Origin of the sequence: Ruegeria sp. HKCCA6837, assembly GCF_013034475.1 — a bacterium.
Taxonomy (GTDB): Bacteria; Pseudomonadota; Alphaproteobacteria; order Rhodobacterales; family Rhodobacteraceae; genus Ruegeria.
Window position 1 is genome coordinate 243,143 of the sequence record NZ_WQGD01000003.1, and the last position, 24,444, is coordinate 267,586.

Sequence of the window (24,444 nt, forward strand, 5' to 3'; positions counted from 1 at the left end):
AAAGCGCCGCCGCCGAACCAGCTGTCGGATTGGGGCCAGTACGCGATCGCAGTAAGCCAGGGCGCCTTGGAAACGGCCGTCCAGCAGCGACCACCTTTGCACGCGAAGTAGACCAGATGTCGGCCTGACGGGGAAAGATCGCATCTGTGTTCGTGGATTCGGGCCCCAAGCCATTGCCCAAGCCTTACAGTGCCGACGCTGCGGTCCCACATCAATACAGCAACTTGTTCGGTCGGACCTCGACGCAAAACAATTGCTTGATCTGACCCCAAAGCCGTTAAAACGTGCAGCCGGGGCGGTGGTGTCACGCCCAATCCCCCAGCACCTGCTGCCACATCGTCAACGCCGCCACAGCCGCCGTATCCGCCCGCAGGATGCGCGGGCCAAGGCTGACCACATGCGCATATGGCAGAGCTGACAGTCGGGCGCGTTCTTTCTCAGAAAAGCCACCTTCGGGGCCGACGAGAATCGCCCATGGCCGTCCTTTTTCATTAGCAGCCAATCGCAGGGCTGAGCCGACCTCGGCCTCGTTGCAAAACATCAACTGACGGTCCTCGGGCCAATTATCTAAGACACGATCCAGCCGCTGCAGATCGGTGACTTCGGGTACGAAGGTGCCGCCGCATTGTTCCGCGGCCTCGACCGCATGGGCCTGCAAGCGATCCTGACGGATGCGTTCGGAATTGGTAAACTCGGTCTGTACCGGCAGGATGCGAGCCGCGCCCATTTCGGCAGCTTTTTCAACGATAAAATCCGTGCGGGCTTTTTTGATAGGTGCAAACAGGAACCACAAATCGGGCGGCAATTGCAAAGGTTTGGTCTGCGTGGTGCAACTCAGTACTCCACCCCGCTTTCCGGCTTCGACCACTTCAGCCAACCACTCGCCATCCTTGCCATTGAACAAGGCTACGGCCCCACCAACCGTCAGTCGCATCACACCAAACAAATAATGCGCCTGGTCGCGCGTCAAAGGAACCGATTGCCCCTGACCCAAGGGCTGCTCTACATACAGTCTGATCTTCGCACTCATGAGACCTTACATATGCAAGGCAATGCCCCAACACCAGACGGTCAAGTCGCCGATGCTGTCACCGGCAACTGGGTCGATACCTATGCGCCAGCCTTCACCCGCCCTTATCTGCGCCTCAGCCGCGCGGACCGGCCCATTGGAACATGGCTGTTGCTGATTCCATGCTGGTGGGGCTTGGCCTTGGCCATCCTGCATGACGGCCAGCCCCGATGGGAAGATCTGTGGATCGCCATTGGCTGCGCATTTGGCGCTTTTCTGATGCGGGGGGCGGGGTGCACCTGGAACGACATCACAGACCGGGACTTCGACGGGCAGGTTGAACGCACACGTTCACGCCCGATTCCCTCGGGTCAGGTCAGCGTCCGACAGGCAGCGGCCTGGATGATCCTGCAATGCCTGCTGGCACTTGGCATTCTGCTCAGCTTCAATCAAGCAGCCATAGCGATGGGCGTACTGTCCTTGCTGCCGGTGACAATTTACCCTTACGCCAAACGGTTCACATGGTGGCCGCAAGTGTTTCTGGGCCTGGCCTTCAACTGGGGCGCGCTTCTGGCCTGGGCGGCGCATAGCGGCTCAGTCGGGTGGCCTGCAATTTCGCTATATCTGGCGGGGATCGCGTGGACTCTGTTCTATGATACGATCTACGCCCATCAAGACGCCGAGGATGACGAGTTGGTGGGGATCAAATCCACAGCACGCCTGTTTGGCGAAGACACGGCGAAGTGGCTGAAGTACTTTCTGGTGGCAACCGTTTCATTTATGGGATTGGCCATCATCGATGCAGGCGTGCCGGATGCTTCGATTCTGGCGCTGGTTGTTGCGCTTTGCGGTCCCTGGGCAATGGGCTGGCATATGATGTGGCAGCTGCGCGGTCTGGATCTGGAAGATAACGCCAAGCTGCTGCAATTGTTCCGGGTCAACCGCGACACCGGCTTGATTCCGCTGATCTTCCTTTGCGTCGCCTTGCTGCTCTGATTGCACCTGTCGAATGAGGGCTGTAAAGATCGGCCCAAACGCCTGAGGAGTGCCAAACCCAAGCATGCGTCCGCCGTATTCTATCGCTGTTTCACTGATCTTTCTGGTCTCAGCCGGGCTGTCTCTGTTGGCGGCCAGCTATGCCGTCACAAAAATCGAAGAGACATCTGAATTCACCGTAAGGCGGTCACTTGACCTCAAAGGTCATGACTGGGCCGAGGTTGAATCCGACGGTTTGCGCGTGATCCTGACCGGCACCGCACCAGATGAGGCCACACGGTTCAACGCGTTGACTGTGGCCGGGACCGAAGTCGACACATCCCGCGTGATCGACGAAATGGAGGTCGAGGCCACCTCGGCGCTGGCCCCACCCCGCTTTTCAGCAGAGATCCTGCGCAATGACGGCGGCATCTCGATCATCGGTCTGATCCCCGCCAGTGAGGACAGGGCGAGCCTGATTGACCGGCTGCGCAACCTGGATCGGAGCGTTGCAGTGTCGGATCTGATGGAAACGGCAGATTATCCCAAGCCCGATGGCTGGGATGCCGCAATATCTTACGCCATCGAGGCATTGGCGCGGTTGCCTCGTGCAAAAGTTTCCGCCAGCTCTGGCTTGGTCAAGATCACCGCGATTGCGGACAGCCAAGAGGAAAAACAACGGCTTGAACAGGATCTGACGCGCGCCGCACCGCCCAGCTTGCGCGTCGGCTTGGCAATCTCGGCCCCTCGCCCCGTCATCACACCCTTCACACTGCGCTACCTGATAAATGATGAAGGCGGGCAGTTTGACGCCTGTTCCGCCCAGGATGAAAAGGCGCGCGATCGCATCGTGGCCGCCGCGCGCGAGGCGGGCTTGCAAGGCACCTATTCTTGCACCATCGGTCTGGGAGAACCCTCACCCCGCTGGCCCGAAGCCGCCGAACAGAGCATTCAGGCTCTGTCCGAAATCGGCAAGGGCACCGTGACGCTGTCTGACGCGGACATCACGCTGGTCGCGGCGCAAGGCACAAACCCTGCCCTTTTTGATCGGGTGGTGGGTGAGCTTGAAACTGCCTTGCCGCCGGTCTTTGCACTGCACGCCGTGCTGCCGGAACCCGAGACTACGGATGCTTCAGGCCCGGTTGAGTTTTCCGCAACCCGCAGCCCTGAGGGCTTGGTACAAATGCGGGGGCGCCTGGGCGATGAGACCCTGCGGGACATGGTCGACAGCTATGCCCGTGCCGCATTTGGCTCTAATCAAGTTTATACCGCCACACGCATTGTGTCCGATCTTCCCGCAGATTGGCCTGTGCGTGTTCTGGCCGGGCTCGAGGCATTGGCGCAGCTGCATAACGGGGCATTGACCGTGACACCTGAAATGGTCGAACTGAGCGGGATCAGCCACGAAGAAGACGCCAAGGCCCGCATCGCAAGGCAGTTGTCCGACAAGCTGGGTGAGGGGCAGGAATTCACCCTGATGATCACTTATCAGCCTCCACCAGAGCCTGAAGATGCCCTGCCCGACCCGGAAGTCTGCGAACAACAGATTGCTGAAGTTCAGGCTTCTCGCAAAATCGCGTTCGAACCCGGATCAACCACGATCGCTTCAGATTCGCGCGACACGGTGAACCAGATTGCCGATATCTTGCGGGACTGCGGACCGATCCGCCTTGAGATTCAGGGCCACACCGACAGCCAGGGCCGCGAAGAGATGAACCAGCAGCTCAGCCAGGCACGTGCGCAGTCGATTCTGAACGAGTTGCGCGGACGGCGCATTCCCACCAGCAGCTACACCGCCGTGGGATATGGCGAAACGCAGCCCATCGCTGATAACGACACCGAAGAAGGTCGGGAAGAAAACCGCCGAATTGAATTTCGTCTGATCCGTCCCGAACCTGTTGAAACCAGCGAAACAGGTCTCGAAGCGCTTGAGACTGAGACAGAATCCGACACGCCCGAGACAGACCAGACTGACACAACCGCATCAGATGCGGATGCAGAGGACCAGTAAGTTGAACAGAACCGAATTCATAATCGCCACGGCCATCATTCTGTTTGCGGCCTTCTGCATGGGATGGTTTGCCAACTGGTTGGCTCACCGCCTGTCCCTCGTACGCCAAAGCGACGTTGCTGATCTGGACCGGATGAGCCAGGAGTTGCACGAGGCCGAAGAAACCCGTGATCAAGCCATTACTTATCTGCAACAGCGTGAAGCCGAGTTGACCAACCAACTGACGCAGACCGAAGCTGAGCTGGCCGCCGCGATGGACGGCCTGCGTGCCGCGCGGCAAGAGGCCGAAGAATTACGCGGGCGGATTAACAACGCCGACTGACGCGCCTCTCACGTGGGCGGATCACAAAACCTGCGCAAGATCGGCGATCAGGTCCTCTGGGTCTTCAAGGCCAACCGACAACCTGAACACGCCGTCCCCTGCAAAGTCCCGATAGCTTTCCAGCTGCGCCCCTTCCAGACGGAAAGAGGTCTGCATCAAAGCGTCGGTGCCCATCCAAAAGATCAGGCTGCGATGGTGGCCCAGCGACACGGCATAGTGAACGATCTTCAGTTTTTCGATCATCTGCTGGGCCAGTGCTTCTCCGGTCGCGTTGTCGCCCACCTGAAAGGTGATCATGCCGGATGTGTTTCGCATCTGCCGTTGCGCCAATTCGTATTGCGGGTGTGATTTCAGACCCGGATACACGACTTTGGTGACGGCCCCACGTGTTTCAAGCCATTCGGCAACCTCCATGGCACCCGCCTGATGTGCCTGCATTCGAAGCGGCAAAGTGGCCATACCCCGGGCAATCATCCACGCGTTGAAAGGTGACATGATGCTGCCGTGATGAATGGCGGACTCGTTACGAATCTTCTCAATCAACTCTTTGCGGCCCGCCACCGCTCCGCCAATGGCATCACCATGACCGCCTATGAACTTGGTCACGGAGTGCATGATCAGATCGACGCCCAAATCTTTGCTGGGTTGACCCAGCGGAGAGGCAAAGGTGGCATCACAGGACAACAATGCCCCGGCATCTTGTGCAATGGAGGAAACCGCCGCCAGATCGGTCAGTCGCCCGATTGGGTTAACCGGTGTTTCCGTATGAATCAGCCGCGTGTTCGACCTGATCGCCGCTGATACCGCCGCCAGATCAGACATGTTGACCGTGCTGACCTCGATCCCCAAGCGCGGAAGCGTATCCCGCGCCAGCTCGGCCACGCCCGCATAAGACACGTCAGAGACGATCACGTGATCCCCGGCGGACAGGAACGTCAGGAAAATCGCAGTAGCAGCCGCCATGCCTGACGCCAGACAGATACAATCCTCGGTGCTTTCAAACGCGCTTATTTTGGCTTCAAGCGTCCGCACGTTGGGGTTGGCCCAACGCCCATAGAGGTATGGAGCCTCTACCTCGAGATCATGGGCGGAAAACCCAGCCACCTGGCCGGTGACAAAAGTCGAGGACATATGCAAAGCCGGTGCAGATGCACCGTTGGACGAGTCCGGTTCTTCGCCCACATGAATCGCCCGCGTCGCAAGGCCCTTATTTCTCAATTCGTTGTTCATGGGGTTGCCCTCTTGATCCGTATGTTCGGATTAAGCGCGAGCCAAACGCCAACGTCTAGAGGGGAAATGTGCCAAGTATAGTTTAAAAATCGACCACAACGTTCACCCCGCATTTTATGCTTTGCATCAATAGCGGTTCAGTGCGTCTGACAACATGAAGACTACAACACTGGAGGAAGGATCAGCGGAACAGGCTAATTAGCAGTTCTGAACAAACGATAGGTGAGAGACGAATTGATCGGCGTGTTTTGGCCTACACGCCCAGTTCGACTTCAACTTCATTAATAAATTCAATAATATGAATTGGTGCGATTTTGCCTGCACATACTTAAGTCCGCTATCCAACAAAACTGGAGTGAACTATGTATCTCAAGCCAATATTGAAGACTGCCGCAACATTAACAGCACTTGCCGCGACATCCGCTTTTGCCTCAAGCGATGTGATACCGTCCGAGAACGACACCTTTACAAAATGGGGCGAAGAATCTGGTTGGACTATCTTTGTCGATGAAACACGTGGATCATGCTTGATTGAGCGCGTGGATGAGAACAACAATGTCGTTCAAATGGGCCTGACTAAAGATCAGGAAATGGGCTATCTTGGTGTCTTCACGCAAAACGACATCGGCTTGAAAGGTAAGAAGGAAAAAATCTTCTTGTCACTTGACGGAAACGTTTATGAGGCCGAAGCACGCAAGAAAACCAAGCATTTGGCTGAAGGATATACCGGAGGCTATATCTTGGCGAACAACGCGCAATTCGTTGATGACGTTATGAAAAAATACGAAATGACGGTGTTCCCCGAAAAAGAGTTCGCGTTCACTGTAAGCCTGGACGGAACGCTGAAGGCCATTGAAGCCGCTCGCACATGTAATTCCGAACAGAGCAGCTAAAGTCTTGTGTTCAACTCCGGCACCTGAACTTGGGTGCCGGACGTTCCTACCACCGGGTTAATGCGTCTTCGTCTTCGTCCTTGGCGGCGACCCATTCCGCACCGGTTCTGGTGATTTCTTTCTTCCAGAACGGGGCGCGGGATTTCAGGTAATCCATCAGGTATTCAGCCGCCTCGAATGCATCTTTGCGATGCGGCGCGGCCGTGGCCACCATCATGATCCGGTCGCCTGGGGCCAGGCGACCGTGGCGGTGGATCACCAACACATCGCCCAGTGACCAACGATCCTTTGCTTCCTGGGCAATCTTGGTCAGAGCTCGTTCGGTCATACCCGGATAGTGTTCGATCTCCATCACATCCAGATCACCGCTTGCAAGATCGCGCACAACACCGGTGAACGTGACGATGGCACCGTTGGCGTCATCCCCTGCAGCAAAGGCGTTGGCCTCGGCCCCCAGATCGAATGGCTCTTCCTGAACAGCGATCCGCATCGCTTAACCGCCGGTCATCGGTGGGAAAAACGCAACCTCACGCACACCGGTCAGCGAGGCATCAAAATCCGACAACTCTTGGTCCAGTGCTACCCGCAGGGCCGATAAATCGGCAAAGGCCGCCGCATAACGCTCTTCCCTTGCGCACAGTTCCGAGACCAGATCGCTGACCGTTGCAGCGCTGGTTTCGACTTTTTCCTTTGGCAAACCGATGCGTTCGCGCACCCATGCAAAGTACAGCACATCCATCGCTTAGCTCTCCTTAAGATGCGGCATGGCTTTACGTAAGTAGTCATAGCCGGTGATCAATGTCAGTGTTGCGGCGATCCACAAAAGCCACAGCCCGATTTGGCCAGCCCAGTACATGCCTTCAAAATTCCAGCGCAGGTGGTTTACGTCTTCAACCTGCCCCGCAATGATCTGCTCGACCAGATCGGCATCCATGCCGAAACTTGCCATCACGGCATAGTGTTCAAAGATACCTTGCGAAAACAGAACCGCGATGGCGATCATCTGCGCAGTGGTCTTCCACTTGGCCAGTTTCGTAACTTTGAGTGTCCCCGCTACATCACCCAGATACTCGCGCAGGCCCGAGACAAAAACCTCGCGAAACAGGATCACCGTCGCGGGCAACACCAGCCACGGTGTCCAGTGTTCAGTCGAATAGCCCACCAGGATCATCAATGCGATTACAACCATCGCTTTATCGGCAATCGGGTCCAGCATCGCGCCGATCTTGGTTTCCTGCTTCCAGGCGCGGGCCAGATACCCATCGAACCAGTCGGTAATAGCCGCCGACAGAAACAGGATCAAAGCGAACCAATCCGCATATGGCCGGGTGAAATACAAAAACATGACGGCCAGACCGGGCGCCGCCAACAGGCGCAGGACGGTCAGAATATTGGGCAAGTTCCACTTCATGGCTGGGACCCTATATCGACGCTGCGGGACAGAAAAGCCAATCAGACAAAAAACTGCGCGGATCACAGAAGCTTGGTCAAAGCGCCGCAGGCCTTTGGTCCTGTATCTCTTGGCCTTTCCGGGCTTTGCCGTCAGATTGCGGCGAAAGCCCAGATCGGAAGTGTCAGATGACAGCCCATATTCAAACCGATGCCCGCGCGAACATGATTGGCAGCCTATGGATGATTGCCGCAATGGCGGGTTTTGCGCTTGAGGACGCGCTGCTCAAAGCGTCCTCGGCCGTGGTGCCGATCTGGCAAGTCCTGGTTGTGTTTGGCGCTGGTGGATCACTTGTTTTTGCTGCGGTAGCATTGATGCGCGGAACGCGCTTGATGCATCCTGACGTGCTGTCTCGGCCGATGAAGGTTCGGGTCCTGTTCGAAGTTCTGGGGCGGTTGTTCTATGTTCTGGCCATAGCGCTCACGCCATTGTCCTCGGCCACGGTGATTTTGCAGGCCACACCGCTTGTCGTGGTCGCAGGTGCAGCGTTGTTCTTTGGTGAAGCGGTAGGTTGGCGGCGGTGGAGCGCTATTTTCGTGGGTATGCTTGGTGTTGTCGTGATCCTGCAGCCCACCGGCGACAGCTTTTCATTGCTGTCGATTCTGGCCGTTCTAGGCATGCTGGGATTTGCGGGGCGTGATTTGGCCAGTCGCGCAGCACCTGCCACGCTGGGAACCGAAGTCTTGGGATTCTACGGGTTTCTCAGCATCATCGTTGCGGGGCTCGCCTATCGGTTTTGGGAAGGCGTGCCGATGGTTTCGCTTGATCTACATACCAGCCTGCATCTGACCGGAGCGGTGCTGATGGGCGTTTTGGCTTATTCTTCGCTGATGAAGGCCATGCGCACAGGCGAAGTTTCCGCTGTGACCCCATTCCGCTATACGCGACTATTGTTCGGCATCGGCTTGGGCGTGCTCATGTTCGGCGAAAGCCTCGATCCCGTAATGTGGATCGGCAGCGCGTTGATCGTGGCTTCGGGGCTATACATCCTGTGGCGTGGACGACGCGCCTAGCCCTTGTCGTGGAAGAAATCGTAAACCTTCTGCGCCAGCCCGGCCGAGATCCCCTCGACCGCTTTCAGATCGGCCAGATTGGCCCTGCTGACTGCCTTGGCGCTGCCGAAATGCGTCAACAAGGCACGTTTGCGCGCAGCCCCTACACCGGGAATTTCGTCCAACGGCGTGGCCCCGACGGCCTTTGCCCGTTTCGCGCGATGGGTACCGATGGCGAACCGATGCGCCTCATCCCTTAAGCGTTGGATGAAATACAGCACCGGGTCGTTGCGCTTCAGGGCAAAGGGGCGCTGACCGGTCCGATGAAACTCTTCCTTGCCGTGATCGCGATCGACCCCTTTCGCAACCCCGACCATTGGAATGTCTGCGACCCCATGGGCCTGCATGATCTCATGCACCGCACTCACCTGCCCTGCACCGCCGTCAATCAGCAAAAGATCGGGCCAGAGCCCTTTTTCCCGATCCGGGTCTTCTTTTTGCAAACGGGTAAAGCGGCGGTTCAGTACCTCTTTCATCATGCCGAAATCATCGCCCGGCGTCAGATTGTCACCATGAATGTTGAATTTGCGATAGGCGTTCTTCATGAAGCCCTCGGGCCCCGCAACAATCATTCCACCGACCGCGTTGGTGCCCTGAATGTGCGAGTTGTCGTAAACCTCGATCCGTTCCGGTGGCGCGTCCAGATCAAACGCTTTGGCCACCCCGCGCAACAGTTTGGCCTGCGTTGCGCTTTCGGACATGCGGCGAGCCAATGACTCGCGCGCATTTCGCAAGGCGCCCGCCACCAGTTCCTGTTTCTCACCGCGCTGCGGAACAAGGATCTCCACCTTGCGGCCTGCCTTCTCGGTCAGGGCCTCCTGCATCAGATCGGCGTTTTCGATCCCGTCCGATAGGATCAGCTGCCGGGGCGGTTCCTTGTTGTCGTAGAACTGACCAAGGAACGCCTCCATCACCTCAGCGGGCGAAACATCGGGGCCGACACGCGGATAGAAATCCTTGTTGCCCCAGTTTTGATTGGCGCGGATGAAGAACACCTGCACACAAGCCTGGCCGCTATCCATATACAGGCCGATCACATCCGCCTCGGCCACGCCGCGCGGGTTGATACCCTGGGACGTCTGAACTTGCGTAAGTGCCCGGATGCGATCACGCAGACCGGCGGCACGTTCAAACTCCATCGCCTCGGACGCGGCCATCATCTGCTCGGCCAGATCCTCCTGCACCTTGGTGGATCGGCCTGACAGGAAACGCTCGGCGTCCTTGACGCTTTCGCGGTATGCCTCTTCCGAGATCAACCCGACGCACGGCCCTGAACAGCGTTTGATCTGATAGAGCAGACAAGGCCGCGTTCGGCTGTCAAACATGGAATCCGAGCAGTTGCGCAGCAGGAACGCCTTTTGCAACTGGTTCAACGTGCGGTTCACCGCCCCTGCACTGGCGAAGGGCCCAAAGTAAGCACCCTTTTCCTTCTTCGCCCCGCGATGCTTTTTGATCTGGGGAAAGGCGTGGTTCTTGGCGACCAGAATGTTAGGAAAGCTCTTATCGTCGCGCAGCAGCACGTTGTACTTGGGCTTGAGCTGCTTGATCAAGTTCTGCTCAAGCAGCAACGCCTCGGTCTCGGTCCGGGTTGTCAGGAACATCATCGAGGCGGTCGAAGCGATCATCTTCTCGATCCGGCCAGAATGCCTCGGGCGTGTGTAATTCAACACCCGCGCCTTCAGGTTGCGTGCCTTACCCACATACAGTACCCGACTATCCGCATCCAGCATCCGATACACACCGGGCGAACTGTCCAGCGTTTTTGCATAGCGCTGAATGCAGGCATAACCGGTCGGAGAAGAGTCGCTGTGGGTGGTCATAGGCTTTTGATATGATTCTCTTGGACTGGCTGCAATCTCAGGCCTCTCAAATCAAGAGGAAACAAATCCACGACTTCTGTGGATAAGTGTGAAGATAAGTTTCTGCTGGATCGGAAATCCCCTTGTTTCATTGCCTCTTCCTTGATTTGCACAAAAAATGGGCAATAAATTAACGCTTTGATTCTAAATGATATTTTTTCAATCACTTAGCAAGTGTATGAAAAAAAAGACATTTTTGTAACGCGCAGGTAACACGAATGAGAGCAGTGCAAAACTTGCAGCGAAATTGCTTATTCTACGCCGAGCACGTCGGGTGTTTTCCAACCCAGATGCTGCCCCCCATCAACGCATAGAAGTTGCCCAGTGACCGCGTGCGCGTCCAGAAAATACCCCAGCGCAGCGGTGATATCCGAAGGGTTCGATCCGCGTTCCAGAACCGTGTTGGATCGTTGCGCCTGAAAATGCTGTTCGCTTTGGCGATGTCCCTGAACCGTCGGACCCGGACCAATCGCGTTGACCCGAATGTCAGGTGACAGGGCCTGAGCGGCCGTTCGGGTCAGGGCCCACAGCCCCATTTTCGCGATGGTGTAAGACATGAACTCTGGCGTCAGTTTTCGCACCCTCATGTCCACCATGTTGACGATCAAGCCCGCGGCCAAAGGCTCTTCGTTTTCATCCATTCCCGCGGTCAGACCCTGTTCCGCCATAGCCTGCGTCAGTACGAATGGAGCACGCAAATTACTGTCTAGATGGCGGTCCCAGCTTTGGCGGGTTGAGGTATGAATATTGTCGTATTCAAAGATCGACGCGTTGTTCACCAGACATGTGATCGGGCCGCCCAGCGCCTCAGCCGCGTTCGGCAACAACGCCTTAACCTGAGCTTCGTCCAGCAGATCGGCCTGCAATGCCTCAGCATGACGCCCAAGGGCCTGTATCTTGGCGACCGTTTCCTGCGCGGGCTGTTCGGATGTAGCGTAGTGCACCGCTACATCGTAACCACGACCCGCCAGATACAGCGCCATGGCCCGGCCCAGACGGATACCGGCACCGGTCACTAAAGCTCGGGTCATGCTTCACCTCATTTTGTCAGATCACACCAGCAATACGGTGACATAAAGCACATAAAGGAAAGTCAACACCAACCCCCATACGCGCGAGATATCCTGTTTGAGGAACACAAACGGGATCAGCAGCAGCGATGCGCCCAACATAACCCACAAGTCGAACCGCAGGAACTCGGGATCAACCGGTATGCGGCCGAACCACGTTGCAATCCCGATGATGGCCAAAAGGTTGAACATGTTCGAACCGATCACGTTACCCAACGCCACATCAGCCTGTCTGCGCAATGCAGCCATAACTGTCGTCGCCAGCTCGGGTAAAGAAGTTCCGACCGCGATCAGAGTCAAACCAATGACCGTTTCACTAACGCCATAGGTCCTTGCGATAATGGTCGCGTTGTCCACCAACAGATGCGCCCCCATTGGCAAGCCAACCAGCCCCAGGATCAAGTAAATCGACACCTTCCAATAGGGCATGTCGGGATCAGCTTCTTCCAGTCCCTCAAGCTCTTCATCTACGCAGGCTTCACCGCAAGCTTTGCGATGGGCCTTTGCCTCGCGAAAGGCGTTCAACAAGACCAGGCCCAAAGCCGCCAGCAGGATCAGGCCGCTGAAGAAGGTAAAGGTTCCACAGAAGGCCAAACCGATGAACAGAACTGTCGCCATCAACATGAAGACATAGTTCCGGCGGCTGTTACATTCGCTGGTGTGCAAGGTCGCAAGCAGCGCGGGAAGGCCCAGAACCAACAAAATATTCGCCGTGTTGGATCCGACAACATTGCCCAGCGCAATGCCCGGGGCATTCTCTTGCAAAGCGCTGATCGCAATCAAAAGCTCTGGCGCGGATGTGCCAAATGCCACGATCGTCAGGCTCACGATCAAAGCCGGAACACCTAGGCGCAAGCTCAGGTTCACGGCACCACGCACAAGGGCGTCGCCCGCCAGCAACAGAATCAACAGGCCAAGACCGGACAGCAGCCAAGTGGTAATCAAGTCCGGCCTCCTTTTTCACAGGCGCAGGGGCCTTTGCCGATACGATACCGCCCGCAGCGCGGGCATTTCGCAGAGCTCAGTTTCTTTTGCCCGGGAAAGCGCAGCTTACCGAACATTGCCAATACGCCCATGGCAATCAGGAAAAGGGTGACGGCCTTGATGATCACGCTACAAACCGAAACGCGCGAAGGCAGCACGCTCCTCTAATCCGGCGATTGCATCCTGTGCCAGGCTGGCCCCAAAGCGTGTCCAGATCGGTTTGCGCACGCCGTAACGGCGGAATTTGACCTTTTCGCCGAAGCGTTCCTGCATCTTGGGTTTGAGGTGGGCAATGCCATCAATCAGGCCCAACTCTTGCGCACGCCGCGCCAGCCAGACTTCACCCGTGAAAAGATCGGCACTTTGATCCAGCTTGTCCCCACGTCGCGCTTTGACATGATCTATGAAGTTTTCGTGGATGTCCCCCAACAACCCCTGCAGACGGGCCACGTCCTCTTTCTTTTCCGGAGCAAACGGATCCAGCATCGACTTCGATTCTCCAGCCGTGTGCACGCGCCGCTCAAGCCCCTGACGCGCCAGAAAGACATGAGCGCCAAACCCGGCCGAGATCACACCGATCGAGCCCAGAACCGAACTGTCATCAGCCCAAATCTCATCCGCGGCCGCAGCCAGCCAATAGCCACCCGAGGCCGCGACATCCTCGACAAAGGCAATCACAGGCACGTCCAGCTCTTCCGACAAACGTCGGATACGGGCACCGATCAGCGAACTTTGCACAGGGGACCCGCCTGGGGAATTAAGCTCAAGCGCCACGGCAGCGGGTTTTCCCTTGCGAAACGCTTTTTCCAGAACAGGAGCCAAGGTCGTGTCGTTCAACGCACCACGGCCCGCCATTCCAATGGCGCCGGACAGGCGGACAACGGCCACGCAGGGGTGTTTATTAACAAACGGCAGGCTGAGTTTCATGGGTGCCGATGTAGAGTGCCGCCAACCCGTAAACAAGGGACTCATTCGGCCTTAAACGCGACGTGAACCAAATTCCCACACTCAACGGGCAAAAATGCAACGCCTGACGAAAGTCAGCTGCGTATCCGCCAACCGGTTTTGAAAATCCAGCCGATGACCGCCAAACAGCCCCCAGTAAAAGCGAGAATGGCCAGAAGACTAAAGACAATTGGTACGTCCGCTAACCCATAAAAAGACCAGCGAAAGCCCGAAATCAGATAAACCACCGGATTGAACAACGTGATCGTCTGCCACAACGGTGGCAGCATCGAGATCGAATAAAATGTGCCGCCCAGAAAGATCAGCGGCGTCACCACAAGTTGCGGCACCAGTGACATCTGTTCGAAATTGCTGGCCCAGATTCCAATGATGAAGCCCAGCAACGAAAAGCTGAGGCAGGAAAGGATCAGAAACGCAGCCATGGCAAAGGGATGTTCAATCCGAATATCCACAAAAAAAGTAGCGGTTGCCAATATCACCAAACCGACGAACAACGCCTTGGTGGCTGCGGCACCAACATATCCGATCACGATCTCGATGAAATTGACCGGCGCGGACAGCAGCTCATAAATAGTGCCAAGAAACTTCGGGAAATATATCCCGAAAGACGCGTTCGAAATCGACAGCATCACCACAGACAGCATGATCAGCCCCGGCACGATGAACGCACCATATGAGACGCCTTCGACTTCCTGAATGCGGCTGCCGATAGCCGTGCCAAATACCACGAAGTACAACGACGTGGACAGAACCGGTGAGAAAAAGCTTTGCGCGAGAGTGCGGAAGAACCGGGTCATTTCGAACCGGTAGATGGCGGCAATTGCAGTCCAGTTCATGCCATTTCTCCGGATACAAGATTGACGAATATCTCTTCCAGACTCGATTGCCGTGTCTGTACGTCCCGCAGGATCAACCCGGCTTGTGAGACGTCATTCAGCAGTGTCGTGATACCCGTGCGGTCCGCGTGGGTGTCATAGGTGTAAATCAAGACATCCCCCGCACCATTCAGTGTCAGGTTGTGCAGCGCAAGACTGTCTGGAATCTGCGCGATGGGCTCTGTCAGCATGACCTCAATCTGCTTTTTACCCATCTGTGCCATCAGTGAGTCCTTGTCCTGCACCAAAAGCAGCTCACCCTTGTCGATGACCCCGACACGATCTGCAATGGCTTCGGCCTCTTCGATATAATGGGTGGTCAGAATGATTGTGACCCCGTCCCTTTTAAGCTCGGCCACGATTTCCCACATGTCTTTACGCAGCTCGACATCCACACCGGCAGTGGGTTCATCCAGAAACAGAACGCGGGGCTCATGAGCCAGTGCTTTGGCGATAAGCACCCGACGTTTCATACCGCCAGACAATTCCTTGATCGCATTGTTGCGCTTGTCCCAAAGGGACAGTTTCCGCAGAATCTCTTCGATCCGCGCATTGTTTTTGCCAAGCCCGAACAGCCCCCGCGACAGGCGTACGGTGTTCCAAACCTTCTCAAACGGTTCCAGCGCAATTTCCTGCGGCACAAGCCCGATCATCCTACGCGCAGCGCGGTAATCGGCCTGAATATCATGCCCTCCCACCGTGACCTCACCGGAACTTGGGGTGGTGATCCCGCAGATGGTCGAGATCAAGGTTGTCTTTCCGGCACCGTTTGGCCCCAACAGGGCAAGAATCTCACCCTCTTCAATGTCCAAGGACACACCTTTCAGCGCCTCAAACCCATCGGCGTAAGACTTGCGCAGATCTCTGATGGACAAAATTGTCGTCATATCCGTTCCCCGTTATGGCGTGGACCCTATCGCGCCAAACCTGAGTATAACAGGTCAATTCAACATCGTTTGACACACATCTGCCTTACAGGCGACGATCTGCGCCACTAACATCCGCCTTGCAATCCGCAGCCTGCTCGCAAACTCTGCCCGAAACGGAGGGTGCAGATGCTAAAGGGAATTCGTGTCGTCGAAATCGAAGGTTTGGGCCCCGGCCCGTTTGCCGCCATGCAACTGGCCGATTTGGGCGCTGATGTGATAACCATTCATCGCAAAAGCGGTGCTGTCACACCCGGAATGCCAGAACGCTCACTTCTGGATCGCGGAAAGCGGTCCATCGCGCTTGACCTGAAAGACCCTGATGACCTGGAAACCGCCCTGTGTCTGATCGGCACCGCAGATGCCTTGATCGAAGGCTTCCGCCCCGGTGTGATGGAAAAGCTGGGCCTTGGCCCCAAACCCTGCCTGGCCCGTAACCCGAAGCTTGTCTATGGACGCATGACGGGCTGGGGCCAGGATAGTCCGCTGGCTGACACAGCCGGGCATGATCTCAACTATATCGCCCTATCCGGAGCGCTCTGGTATGCCTCTCATCCCAACCAGCCCCCGCAGACACCCGCAACTCTGGTGGGCGATATTGGCGGCGGAGCCATGTATCTCGTCGCGGGTCTTCTGGCCGGTCTTATTAACGCGCAACGCACTGGTGAAGGTACAGTTGTCGATGCTGCAATATATGACGGTTCAGCCCATATGATGAACCTTCTGATGACCATGCGCCAAACAGGCAATCTGTCCGATACGCGCGGTGAAAGCCTTTTGGACGGCCCACACTGGAGCCGCACATATACGTGCGCTGATGGCGGCTTCATTTCGGTCCAATGCCTCGAACCCAAGTTTTACGCCCAGTTCTTGCAGATCCTGGGTCTCGCCAAAGATGCCGAATTCCAAATCCAATATGAGCGCACGCTTTGGCCCGACCTAACCCAACGCCTTGCCGAAATCTTCGCCAGCCAACCGCGCGACCACTGGGACGCCGTGTTTCGCGGTACAGATGCCTGCGTCGCCCCGGTGCTCAACCCGCAAGAGGCGCAGGAACACCCGATGAACACTCATCGCAACACTTGGCAAGACATCGACGGCACTCTCCAAGCCGCCGCCGCGCCTCGGTTTTCAAATCATCAATGGAACCCCAGACCCAGCCCAACACGCGGAGAGCACACAAAAGACATCCTCGCGCAGATCAACGACCCACGCTGATCCGCTCTTCATCTGGCCACAAATACCTCGGGGGATGAATTGGTCGCAGACCAAGAAGGGGGCTGGCCCCCTTTCACCAGCTTACCGTGCGCGCACTGTGTCGATCATCAACTGCACATTCTCAGGATCCGCATCTGGCGTGATCCCGTGGCCCAGGTTGAAGATATGTGGCCCCTTCGAGAACGCCTCAACAATGCGCCGCGTCTCGTCCACCAACGCCTGCCCGCCCGTCACCATATGGGACGAGGCCAGATTGCCCTGCACACAGCCATCAGCCTGCACATGCTCGGCCGCCCATTCCGGCGACACCGAATTGTCCAGCGCGACGCAATCTACACCTGTTGTTTTGGCAAACCCGATATACCCGTCGCCCGCCTCACGCGGGAATCCGATGACCGGTATGCCTGGATGGCGTTCCTTGATGGCCTGAGTAATCACCCGGCACGGTTCGACCGCGTATTTCTGGAACGCCTCACCTTTCAAGGACCCCGCCCAACTGTCAAAGATCTTGACCACCTCGGCCCCGGCTTCGATTTGCGCGGACAGGTACTCGATCGTTGCGGCGGTGATGCGATCCAACAAAGCCTCAAACAGCGCGGTGTTCCCTTCCCGCAACGCGTGCGCGGGGCCCTGATCTGGCGTGCCGCGCCCTGCGATCATGTAGGTAGCAACGGTCCAGGGCGCGCCAGCAAAACCGATCAGAGTGGTTTCCGACGGCAATTCGCGCGACAGAATTCGTACCGTTTCATAAACGGGCGACAGTGTTTCATGAATCGCGTCAACCGGTTTTAGCGCGTCAAACTCGGATTGCTGCGTGATCGTCGACAGGCGCGGGCCTTCACCGGTCACAAACCACAGATCAGCGCCCAGCGCCTGCGGCACCAACAGGATATCGGCAAACAGGATCGCGGCATCAAACCCGTAACGACGGATCGGTTGCAATGTGACTTCGGCCGCAAGCTCAGGGTTATAGCACAAGGACAGGAAATCGCCGGCCTGTGCGCGGGTGGCGCGATACTCGGGCAAATACCGGCCCGCCTGACGCATCATCCAGATCGGCGGCACATCCTGCACCTCACCCGCCAGCGCCCGCAGCAGTTTCTTTGTCTCGGCCATATTCGCCCCCAGTCATCCGGTTTTCGCAACGGGTCGTCCTTCGGCGGCAATTTGTCAAGCTCAGCCCCCATTGTCAGGGCAATGTGACGCGACTAAAGCTGTGGGCATGACTGTGAATTTGCCCACACCCGCATCGCCCCTCAGAATCGGCACCCGTGGCTCGCCGCTTGCTTTGGCGCAGGCTCATGAAACGCGCCGACGCCTGAGTGATGCCTTCGACCTGCCCGAAGATGCATTCGATATCGTGGTGATCAAAACAACGGGCGACAACCGCGCCATGATTGATGCCGATCGACCGCTGAAAGAGATCGGCAACAAGGGTCTGTTCACCAAAGAAATCGAAGAAGCGATGCTGCGCGCTGAAATCGACATCGCCGTGCATTCGACCAAAGACATGCCGGTCGCACAGCCCGACGGCCTTGTGCTGGATACTTTCCTGCCGCGCGAGGACGTGCGAGATGCGTTTATCTCCCCGCGCTTGGGCTCCATCCACGAACTGCCCGAGGGTGCCGTTGTTGGCACCTCCTCGCTGCGTCGCCGTGCTCAATTGCTGAACCGACGTCCTGATCTGAAGGTGGTCGAATTTCGTGGAAACGTTCAGACGCGACTGAGAAAGCTGGAAGATGGCGTGGCGGATTGCACCTTCCTGGCGATGGCGGGAATTCGACGTCTGGGTATGGATGATGTCCCGGCAAGCGCCATTTCCCCTGACGATATGCTGCCCGCCATTGCGCAAGGCACCATCGGCATTGAACGGCGTAGCGACGACATGCGTGCGGCAGAAATGCTTGAGGCGATTCACCACGCGGAAACAGGCCAACGGCTTGCGGCCGAACGTACGTTGCTGGATGCTCTGGACGGGTCATGCGAAACACCGATCGCGGGGTTGGCCGAAATCAACAATGGCACCCTCAGGTTGCGTGGCGAAGTTCTGCGACCAGATGGAACGGAAACCGCCAGTCGGGATATGACGGGCGCAATCACAGACGGGCCGGAAATGGCCCGCGCGATGGCTGCCGAATTGCTTGCGCAAGCTGGACCGGATTTATTTGATTGGAAAAATTCAAAATAAATTCTTCGAGTGTGAACTGGGTCACTGTAAAAGGCGATTTCTTCAGGCATTAAAGTGACATACCAACCAGGAAGTCAGGTCAGTCTCGAAAGTATCGAAAAGTTTTCAGATTGCGGTGATTTAATCAGTATTCGAGGGGGCGAGACTGGCCCCTGACTTCCAGAGGTGACGGGTCGCAGTTGTTATCAACAGCGACCCGTTTTTTTGCAATGATCAGGAAATTGCAGCCACGGCGTGGCGTACGGCTTCTCTGGTCTGATCCAGATCGGCCTCGGTCACCGCCAATGACGGGTACAGCTTGCCCGGGGCTTTGAATATCCCATGTGACCGCAAAGCCGCGTTATATGTTGCGTTGCGCGCAGGGTCATCATGACTGGCGCTGCGGTAATCCCTGCATTCGGTCTTGGTAAAATAGACGTCGAACAAAGTCTCGTCGCCGCAAATCCGATGCGGAATGCCGGCTTCGTTCAACACGTCTTTCTGCATGTCTTGCAACTGCCGCCCGATACCGCGCAAGTGTTCATAGGCCCCGTCACGCCGCAGGATCTCCATTGTTTTCAACCCCGCAGCCGAAGCCACCGGATTGCCTGACAAAGTGCCCAATTGCATCAGCCAGCCGTCTTCACCGACTTTCGATTTGTCGAAATGCTTCATGATCTCGGCGCTGGCGCCTAAAGCCGCCAAAGGAAACCCGCCGCCGGTGATCTTGCCCAAGGTGCAGATATCCGGGGTCACGCCATAACGTTCCTGCGCCCCGCCATATGCCAGACGGAACCCGGTGACGATCTCATCGAAGATCAGCAGCACATCGTGTTTGTCGCACAAATCCCTCAGCCCTTGCAGGTACCTGGGCAAGGGCGGAATGATCCGCTGCAACGGTTCGACCAAGATCGCCGCCACATCGTCATGCTCATCCAACAGGGCCGCGACAGCCTCAAGATCATTGAACGGCGCGATCAGCATCTGTTCGGCCACGCTCACGGGAATTCCGGCACTGTCGGGCACGGCCTGAGGGAAATTGACCCGACGACTGGGCGCCAGACTCATCTGCGCTTCGGCGCTCATCCCGTGATAGCCACCTTCGAACTTGAGGATCTTGTTGCGACCCGTATAGGCCCGTGCCAGCCGAATGGCATACATGTCAGCTTCGCCACCTGACGCAACAAACCGCACCTGATCACAGCAGGGGACGGCCTCGATGATGGCTTCGGCCAGTTCGATACCCTTTCTGTTATTGGCAAAGAAGGTCATGCCTTGCGGCAACTGTTCCAGAACGGCCTCCATCACCTCGGGGTGACCATGACCCAGCAGCATCGGACCTGAGCCGATTAGATAATCGACATATTCGTTCCCGTCCTCGTCCCAGACACGGCTGCCTTCGCCACGGGCGATGATGATACCCGGATCAAAATTGCCAAACCCGCCTGCGGGTAACACAGACTTTGCGCGGGCGATCCATTCGGATTGAGTTTTGATCTTCAACATGTGACCCGATCTCCAACTTCAATGTGTTCAGTGTTTATCGATAAACTGCGACCGGGGTGCCAAGCGCATTTTCGTCCGGATGCACACCCAGTCCCGGGGTTTCGGGCAGGTGCAGGTGACCATCAATATTGCGCGGGCCACGACCGCCCGCAATATCGACCGTAATCATATCCTGACACGCCCAGACTGCGTGGCAATTGTCATCCGGGATGGTGGCCGCCAGATGCAGCGCCTCGGTATCGGCCAGAACCGTGCCGCCGGTGGCCATCACAAACATATCGATACCATGGGCCAGCGCGATATCCCGCATCCGAGCCGCCTTGGTCAGTCCACCAACTCGGTTCAGCTTGATCCCGAAAATTTCGGCAATACCATCGCGCGCGATCCGGGCTGCATCCTGCAAAGTCACCAGAGTTTCATCCACGGACACAGGCGAGGCATGCAGCCCCGAGATTGCCGCAATATCGTCCAGCGTCTCGCCGGGCTGTTCGAACATCACGTTCAGATCTTCGCAAGCGCTCATCACCCGCAGGGCTTGCTGACGAGACCAACCCCGATTGACGTCATAGAGGACAATCTCGCCCGGTCGCCGGATGCTTTCCACATCGCGGACCCGAGCGATATCGCGTTCCACGTTACCACCAATTTTGACCGAATGCGCAATGTAACCCCGGCTGCGATAGCGTTCCATCACTTCGCGGGTTTCTTCGACAGTCTTCGCTCCTACCGACGATGCAATCGGGCGCGGTGTGCGCGACCCACCGCCCATAAGATCGGCAATGGGCAGACCTGCGGCCTGACCTGCAATATCCCAACAAGCCATATCGATCGGGCTTTTGGCGTAAAGATGCCCGGGCAATGCCAGATCCATCGCCCGCTCCACGTCCAATACCTTGCGCGGATCAAGGCCCAGAATGAAAGGTGCCATCGTTTCGATACCGGCGCGAATGCCTGGTCCGTGAGCAGGAACATAGGTGTGCCCCCAAGGGGTGCCTTCGCCCCAGCCGACCAGACCGGAATCGGTTTCGATCTTCACAATCGTCGCATCGAGCGTTTCGAACTTCAGCCGCCCGCCAGACAGCCAATAGGGGTGCTCCAACGGCAGATCCACATGGTAGACGGTTATGGTCTTGATCTTCATAGTGCGTACTCCGCCACCGGCGCACCGAGGCTTTCAAAGTCAGGTGCCACGCCCAAACCCGGCGTGTCGGTTGCGTAGAGTTTCCCGTCTCGGGCCGTCGGCCCACCGATGCCGGTTGATCGAGTGTTGTAGTTCATCAGATCAGTTGTGTTCTGCAGATACTCGGGCGGGGTTGAGGCCGCAAAATGTGCCACTACAGACGTCGTAATTTCGCCCCCCCACGTGTCTTCGCTGACGACGGGGATGCGGTTGTCTATCAGATAGTCCCGCACACGCCGCGCTTTGCTGATGCCGCCGAGGTTCGAGATCTTCAGACAGCATATTTCGGCCCCACGATCCGCAACAATCCGCTGCGCCATTTGGATGCCTGTTACACATTCATCCAGTTTCATTGGTTGATCGGCCACACGGCGCACCTGTTGGCATTCCTCGTAGGTACGACAGGGTTGTTCAAGGATGAAGTCCAGGTCGCGCGTCGCGCGCGCCACCCGAATTGCATTGTCAACACGCCACCCCTGATTGGCATCGGCCATCGCTTTTTCGTCCGGCTCCAACAGCGGAACAGTCGTCCGTATCCGATCGATGTCCGTGGCCCAGTCACCCCCGACCTTGACCTGAAACTGGCGGTAGCCCTGATCGCGATAGACATTCATCTCGGCTACCGTTTCATCCACCGCTTTCTGCGGGGCCACCCGGTACATCGGCGCACCGTCGGTCAGCTTGCCGCCCAGCAACATCCAAAGCGGCTGATCACACACCTTACCCAAAATGTCCCAGCAGGCTGAATCGAAAGGAGACTTGGCATACCCATGGCCCTGAACCAGTTGATCCATCAACTGTTCGATCCGTCCGACCTGACGCGGGTCTTCACCCAACAGTTTCGGCGCAACAAGCCGCGCCAGGGCTGTTACGCCCTCGGAATGAGCGACCATATAGTTTTCGCCACACGGCGTGAACTCACCACAGCCCTGAATACCCGCGTCAGTATCCATAACCACGACCGAGGCGATGGCCGTTTTGATAGCGTTTCCGGCGCCCCAGACATAAGCACCACCGACATAGGGCAGCCCTGTCTGATAAACCCGAATTCGTGTGATCTTCATTGCGCATCCATTCTGGGTAGATCTCCCATGCCCTCACCGCGCCACAGCACAAAGGTCAGGATCGGTTGATCCGTTGTGACCATGGCATGGCTTTGCCAACTGGAATGCAGACGTGTCTGGTTGGGACCAACAAAAGCCGCATCACTCTCAACCTTGAACACCGCGCCACCAGCCAGCGTCAGATAGATTTCTTCGGCTTGATGGCTGTGCCAGTCATAGATCAGCCCAGCCCCCCAATACCCGATATAGCCACGCAGCTGAGTTGAATGAAAATGGCCGGTTGGGCCAAACAGCTCGTAATAGCCATACCGGCTGAGAAAATCCGCGCCGACCTCTTCCTCTGTGTATGTCTGTTTCCAATGGGCCAGATGAGTGGTTGCCTTGACTGCGTCGATCAACGGCTGAGTCAGATCGCTCCCCCGAAAGTCGCAGTCCCGCACCAGATCTGCCGCAGGAACATGACTTGGCTCTGACATCGCAACAGACAGATCAGAAGGCCATGCGCCAAAGGCCGACAGGTCAGGATGTGCCTGATGCACATGCCGCGCGGCCTCCAAAACGCTGTCCAGTGTCATGGAATCACCACTATGTTTCCGGTGTGCTCTTTGGCGATGAAGGCAGCTTGTGCCTCACGCAACTCCTCCAACGGATATGTCGCTGCCAAAGCCGGTTTGATTTCACCGGCCTCAATGTAACTCACAAGGTTCGTCATCACCTGCGGGTCAATCACGGTCGAACCCGTAAAAGTCAGGTCGCGCAGATAAAAGGTGCGCAGGTCAAACTCGACCATGGGTCCGGCGATTGCACCTGAGCAGGTGTAACGTCCGCCGCGTTCTAAAATATCGATAAAGTGCGCCCAATAGGGACCACCGACCACATCGGCGACCACGGTGATCTTTTCGTCACCCAACGCCGTGCGCAGGTTTTCAGGCGCCCGAGGTAGAACCTTATCGGGACCAAGCGCCGCCACAGCGGGATGCTTCGCTTCAGATGCCATCGCGATGACCCGCGCACCGCGCCGCTTGGCCAATTGCACCAACGCGCCGCCCACACCGCCCGATGCTCCGGGCACCAGCACGGTGTCTTTGTCGTTCACATTGGCTCGGGTCAACATTCCTTCGGCGGTAGAGTAGGAACAAGAGAACGTTGCCAGCTCTGCATCCGACAGATCCGAGGAAATCGGCACAGCATTGACCGCAAGGGTCGTCGCGTATTCAGCGAACCCACCATCGCGTTCCGAACCAAAATAACCGGCCTTGTCCATGTTGCCGGGATCAGCGGAATCACGCAGCCAACCGTCGGTAATCACACGCTCACCCACGCGCCGGGGGTCGACCCCTTCGCCAACAGCGACAATACGCCCGCAAATGTCAGCCCCCTGAATTCGTGGGAAAGTTATTGGGTTGCCACCCCAAGTAGGGTCTTCTTCGCCAACCTCTTCAAACGCGCCGCCGGTTGTGGCATCGGTCACAGTCTTGGAGTACCAGCCAGATCGCGTGTTAACGTCGGTGTTGTTCAAGCCGCAGGCCCCAACCTTGATCAACACTTCTCCAGTCGCCGGTTCAGGACGCGGCCAATTTTCGTGCAGGACCATCTGTTCCAGCCCGCCATGGCCCATCGTAACCATAGCCTTCATTGTTTCAGGCAAGCTCATTTAGCGTTCTCCACCAATGCGTTAGGACAGGAC

24 protein-coding genes are annotated in these 24,444 nt (G+C 57.0%); 7 read left to right on the top strand and 17 right to left on the bottom strand.

What is annotated here, in order from left to right:
• Positions 1-304 precede the first annotated feature (304 nt).
• A complete protein-coding gene (locus tag GOV91_RS07450; protein WP_171235009.1) occupies positions 305-1,030 on the bottom strand; it encodes a 16S rRNA (uracil(1498)-N(3))-methyltransferase in 726 nt (241 codons plus the stop codon).
• Positions 1,031-1,042: 12 nt separating this feature from the next.
• Here GOV91_RS07450 and ubiA point away from each other — a divergent pair, with 12 nt between their 5' ends.
• The 3 genes from ubiA (at position 1,043) to GOV91_RS07465 (ending at position 4,317) form a co-directional block, all read left to right on the top strand.
• A complete protein-coding gene (gene ubiA / locus GOV91_RS07455) occupies positions 1,043-2,005 on the top strand; it encodes a 4-hydroxybenzoate octaprenyltransferase (RefSeq protein ID WP_171235010.1) in 963 nt (320 codons plus the stop codon).
• Between the two features lie 64 nt (positions 2,006-2,069).
• Complete coding sequence (locus GOV91_RS07460; RefSeq protein WP_171235011.1) at positions 2,070-3,995, top strand: OmpA family protein; 1,926 nt, start codon at positions 2,070-2,072, stop codon at positions 3,993-3,995.
• 1 nt (position 3,996) lies between these two features.
• Positions 3,997-4,317, top strand: a complete 321-nt coding sequence (locus GOV91_RS07465; RefSeq protein WP_171235012.1) for a hypothetical protein — start codon at positions 3,997-3,999, stop codon at positions 4,315-4,317.
• Between the two features lie 21 nt (positions 4,318-4,338).
• Here the strand turns inward: GOV91_RS07465 and GOV91_RS07470 are convergent, their stop codons facing one another.
• Entirely contained in the window at positions 4,339-5,547 is a 1,209-nt protein-coding gene (locus tag GOV91_RS07470) for a PLP-dependent aspartate aminotransferase family protein (protein WP_171235013.1), read from the bottom strand.
• 362 nt (positions 5,548-5,909) lie between these two features.
• Between GOV91_RS07470 and GOV91_RS07475 the strand changes: the two genes are divergently transcribed.
• Complete coding sequence (locus GOV91_RS07475) at positions 5,910-6,440, top strand: hypothetical protein (protein ID WP_171235014.1); 531 nt, start codon at positions 5,910-5,912, stop codon at positions 6,438-6,440.
• 46 nt (positions 6,441-6,486) lie between these two features.
• Here GOV91_RS07475 and GOV91_RS07480 read toward each other — a convergent pair whose 3' ends face one another.
• From GOV91_RS07480 to pgsA, 3 genes are read right to left on the bottom strand one after another with little or no spacing between them, the layout of a single operon-like run.
• A complete protein-coding gene (locus GOV91_RS07480) occupies positions 6,487-6,930 on the bottom strand; it encodes a molybdenum cofactor biosynthesis protein MoaE (protein WP_171235015.1) in 444 nt (147 codons plus the stop codon).
• Between the two features lie 3 nt (positions 6,931-6,933).
• On the bottom strand, positions 6,934-7,179 hold the full coding sequence (gene moaD, locus GOV91_RS07485; RefSeq protein ID WP_171178980.1) for a molybdopterin converting factor subunit 1: 246 nt from the start codon (positions 7,177-7,179) through the stop codon (positions 6,934-6,936).
• Positions 7,180-7,182: 3 nt separating this feature from the next.
• Complete coding sequence (pgsA, locus tag GOV91_RS07490; RefSeq protein WP_171235016.1) at positions 7,183-7,851, bottom strand: CDP-diacylglycerol--glycerol-3-phosphate 3-phosphatidyltransferase; 669 nt, start codon at positions 7,849-7,851, stop codon at positions 7,183-7,185.
• Positions 7,852-8,018: 167 nt separating this feature from the next.
• Between pgsA and GOV91_RS07495 the strand changes: the two genes are divergently transcribed.
• Entirely contained in the window at positions 8,019-8,903 is an 885-nt protein-coding gene (locus GOV91_RS07495; RefSeq protein ID WP_171178977.1) for a DMT family transporter, read from the top strand.
• On the opposite strand, the gene uvrC is transcribed toward GOV91_RS07495, so the two are convergent.
• The 6 genes from uvrC to GOV91_RS07525 form a co-directional block, all read right to left on the bottom strand.
• A complete protein-coding gene (gene uvrC, locus GOV91_RS07500) occupies positions 8,900-10,762 on the bottom strand; it encodes an excinuclease ABC subunit UvrC (protein ID WP_171235017.1) in 1,863 nt (620 codons plus the stop codon). The genes GOV91_RS07495 and uvrC overlap by 4 nt on opposite strands.
• Positions 10,763-11,052: 290 nt before the next feature.
• The gene (locus GOV91_RS07505) at positions 11,053-11,832 is read right to left on the bottom strand and encodes an SDR family oxidoreductase (RefSeq protein ID WP_171235018.1); all 780 of its coding nucleotides are present in this window, start codon (positions 11,830-11,832) and stop codon (positions 11,053-11,055) included.
• A 21-nt stretch (positions 11,833-11,853) separates the two neighbouring features.
• Positions 11,854-12,813: a calcium/sodium antiporter gene (locus GOV91_RS07510; protein WP_171235049.1), complete on the bottom strand. Its 960-nt coding sequence runs from the start codon at positions 12,811-12,813 to the stop codon at positions 11,854-11,856.
• 171 nt (positions 12,814-12,984) lie between these two features.
• Positions 12,985-13,782 (bottom strand): S49 family peptidase, encoded by a 798-nt coding sequence (locus tag GOV91_RS07515; RefSeq protein ID WP_171235019.1) that lies wholly within the window; start codon positions 13,780-13,782, stop codon positions 12,985-12,987.
• A 113-nt stretch (positions 13,783-13,895) separates the two neighbouring features.
• A complete protein-coding gene (locus tag GOV91_RS07520; RefSeq protein ID WP_171235020.1) occupies positions 13,896-14,657 on the bottom strand; it encodes an ABC transporter permease in 762 nt (253 codons plus the stop codon).
• Positions 14,654-15,583, bottom strand: coding sequence for an ABC transporter ATP-binding protein (locus GOV91_RS07525; protein ID WP_171178965.1), 930 nt, complete (start codon positions 15,581-15,583; stop codon positions 14,654-14,656). The genes GOV91_RS07520 and GOV91_RS07525 overlap by 4 nt, the downstream gene beginning before the upstream one ends.
• Positions 15,584-15,751: 168 nt before the next feature.
• Between GOV91_RS07525 and GOV91_RS07530 the strand changes: the two genes are divergently transcribed.
• Positions 15,752-16,840 (top strand): CaiB/BaiF CoA-transferase family protein, encoded by a 1,089-nt coding sequence (locus GOV91_RS07530; protein ID WP_171235021.1) that lies wholly within the window; start codon positions 15,752-15,754, stop codon positions 16,838-16,840.
• An 81-nt stretch (positions 16,841-16,921) separates the two neighbouring features.
• Here the strand turns inward: GOV91_RS07530 and hemE are convergent, their stop codons facing one another.
• The gene (hemE, locus tag GOV91_RS07535; RefSeq protein ID WP_171235022.1) at positions 16,922-17,956 is read right to left on the bottom strand and encodes a uroporphyrinogen decarboxylase; all 1,035 of its coding nucleotides are present in this window, start codon (positions 17,954-17,956) and stop codon (positions 16,922-16,924) included.
• Positions 17,957-18,062: 106 nt separating this feature from the next.
• On the opposite strand from hemE, the gene hemC reads away from it, so the two are divergent.
• Entirely contained in the window at positions 18,063-19,028 is a 966-nt protein-coding gene (hemC, locus tag GOV91_RS07540; protein WP_171235023.1) for a hydroxymethylbilane synthase, read from the top strand.
• A 213-nt stretch (positions 19,029-19,241) separates the two neighbouring features.
• On the opposite strand, the gene GOV91_RS07545 is transcribed toward hemC, so the two are convergent.
• Genes GOV91_RS07545 through GOV91_RS07565 form a run of 5 tightly spaced genes read right to left on the bottom strand, consistent with a single transcriptional unit; the run spans position 19,242 to position 24,411 of the window.
• Positions 19,242-20,513: an aspartate aminotransferase family protein gene (locus tag GOV91_RS07545; RefSeq protein ID WP_171235024.1), complete on the bottom strand. Its 1,272-nt coding sequence runs from the start codon at positions 20,511-20,513 to the stop codon at positions 19,242-19,244.
• Positions 20,514-20,547: 34 nt separating this feature from the next.
• Positions 20,548-21,654, bottom strand: a complete 1,107-nt coding sequence (locus tag GOV91_RS07550; protein ID WP_171235025.1) for a mandelate racemase/muconate lactonizing enzyme family protein — start codon at positions 21,652-21,654, stop codon at positions 20,548-20,550.
• Positions 21,651-22,757: a mandelate racemase/muconate lactonizing enzyme family protein gene (locus GOV91_RS07555; RefSeq protein ID WP_171235026.1), complete on the bottom strand. Its 1,107-nt coding sequence runs from the start codon at positions 22,755-22,757 to the stop codon at positions 21,651-21,653. The genes GOV91_RS07550 and GOV91_RS07555 overlap by 4 nt, the downstream gene beginning before the upstream one ends.
• On the bottom strand, positions 22,754-23,332 hold the full coding sequence (locus GOV91_RS07560) for a dimethylsulfonioproprionate lyase family protein (RefSeq protein WP_171178950.1): 579 nt from the start codon (positions 23,330-23,332) through the stop codon (positions 22,754-22,756). The genes GOV91_RS07555 and GOV91_RS07560 overlap by 4 nt, the downstream gene beginning before the upstream one ends.
• Entirely contained in the window at positions 23,329-24,411 is a 1,083-nt protein-coding gene (locus GOV91_RS07565; RefSeq protein WP_254440609.1) for an alcohol dehydrogenase family protein, read from the bottom strand. The genes GOV91_RS07560 and GOV91_RS07565 overlap by 4 nt, the downstream gene beginning before the upstream one ends.
• Positions 24,412-24,444 lie beyond the last annotated feature (33 nt).

Excerpts from the sequence above, each read along its gene's own strand:
- GOV91_RS07450 (WP_171235009.1), bottom strand. The coding sequence starts at position 1,030 with ATGAGTGCGAAGATCAGACTGTATGTAGAGCAGCCCTTGGGTCAGGGG.
- ubiA (WP_171235010.1), top strand. The coding sequence starts at position 1,043 with ATGCAAGGCAATGCCCCAACACCAGACGGTCAAGTCGCCGATGCTGTC.
- GOV91_RS07460 (WP_171235011.1), top strand. The coding sequence starts at position 2,070 with ATGCGTCCGCCGTATTCTATCGCTGTTTCACTGATCTTTCTGGTCTCA.
- GOV91_RS07470 (WP_171235013.1), bottom strand. The coding sequence starts at position 5,547 with ATGAACAACGAATTGAGAAATAAGGGCCTTGCGACGCGGGCGATTCAT.
- GOV91_RS07475 (WP_171235014.1), top strand. The coding sequence starts at position 5,910 with ATGTATCTCAAGCCAATATTGAAGACTGCCGCAACATTAACAGCACTT.
- GOV91_RS07480 (WP_171235015.1), bottom strand. The coding sequence starts at position 6,930 with ATGCGGATCGCTGTTCAGGAAGAGCCATTCGATCTGGGGGCCGAGGCC.
- moaD (WP_171178980.1), bottom strand. The coding sequence starts at position 7,179 with ATGGATGTGCTGTACTTTGCATGGGTGCGCGAACGCATCGGTTTGCCA.
- pgsA (WP_171235016.1), bottom strand. The coding sequence starts at position 7,851 with ATGAAGTGGAACTTGCCCAATATTCTGACCGTCCTGCGCCTGTTGGCG.
- GOV91_RS07495 (WP_171178977.1), top strand. The coding sequence starts at position 8,019 with ATGACAGCCCATATTCAAACCGATGCCCGCGCGAACATGATTGGCAGC.
- uvrC (WP_171235017.1), bottom strand. The coding sequence starts at position 10,762 with ATGACCACCCACAGCGACTCTTCTCCGACCGGTTATGCCTGCATTCAG.
- GOV91_RS07505 (WP_171235018.1), bottom strand. The coding sequence starts at position 11,832 with ATGACCCGAGCTTTAGTGACCGGTGCCGGTATCCGTCTGGGCCGGGCC.
- GOV91_RS07515 (WP_171235019.1), bottom strand. The coding sequence starts at position 13,782 with ATGAAACTCAGCCTGCCGTTTGTTAATAAACACCCCTGCGTGGCCGTT.
- GOV91_RS07520 (WP_171235020.1), bottom strand. The coding sequence starts at position 14,657 with ATGAACTGGACTGCAATTGCCGCCATCTACCGGTTCGAAATGACCCGG.
- GOV91_RS07525 (WP_171178965.1), bottom strand. The coding sequence starts at position 15,583 with ATGACGACAATTTTGTCCATCAGAGATCTGCGCAAGTCTTACGCCGAT.
- GOV91_RS07530 (WP_171235021.1), top strand. The coding sequence starts at position 15,752 with ATGCTAAAGGGAATTCGTGTCGTCGAAATCGAAGGTTTGGGCCCCGGC.
- hemE (WP_171235022.1), bottom strand. The coding sequence starts at position 17,956 with ATGGCCGAGACAAAGAAACTGCTGCGGGCGCTGGCGGGTGAGGTGCAG.
- hemC (WP_171235023.1), top strand. The coding sequence starts at position 18,063 with ATGACTGTGAATTTGCCCACACCCGCATCGCCCCTCAGAATCGGCACC.
- GOV91_RS07545 (WP_171235024.1), bottom strand. The coding sequence starts at position 20,513 with ATGTTGAAGATCAAAACTCAATCCGAATGGATCGCCCGCGCAAAGTCT.
- GOV91_RS07550 (WP_171235025.1), bottom strand. The coding sequence starts at position 21,654 with ATGAAGATCAAGACCATAACCGTCTACCATGTGGATCTGCCGTTGGAG.
- GOV91_RS07555 (WP_171235026.1), bottom strand. The coding sequence starts at position 22,757 with ATGAAGATCACACGAATTCGGGTTTATCAGACAGGGCTGCCCTATGTC.
- GOV91_RS07560 (WP_171178950.1), bottom strand. The coding sequence starts at position 23,332 with ATGACACTGGACAGCGTTTTGGAGGCCGCGCGGCATGTGCATCAGGCA.
- GOV91_RS07565 (WP_254440609.1), bottom strand. The coding sequence starts at position 24,411 with ATGAGCTTGCCTGAAACAATGAAGGCTATGGTTACGATGGGCCATGGC.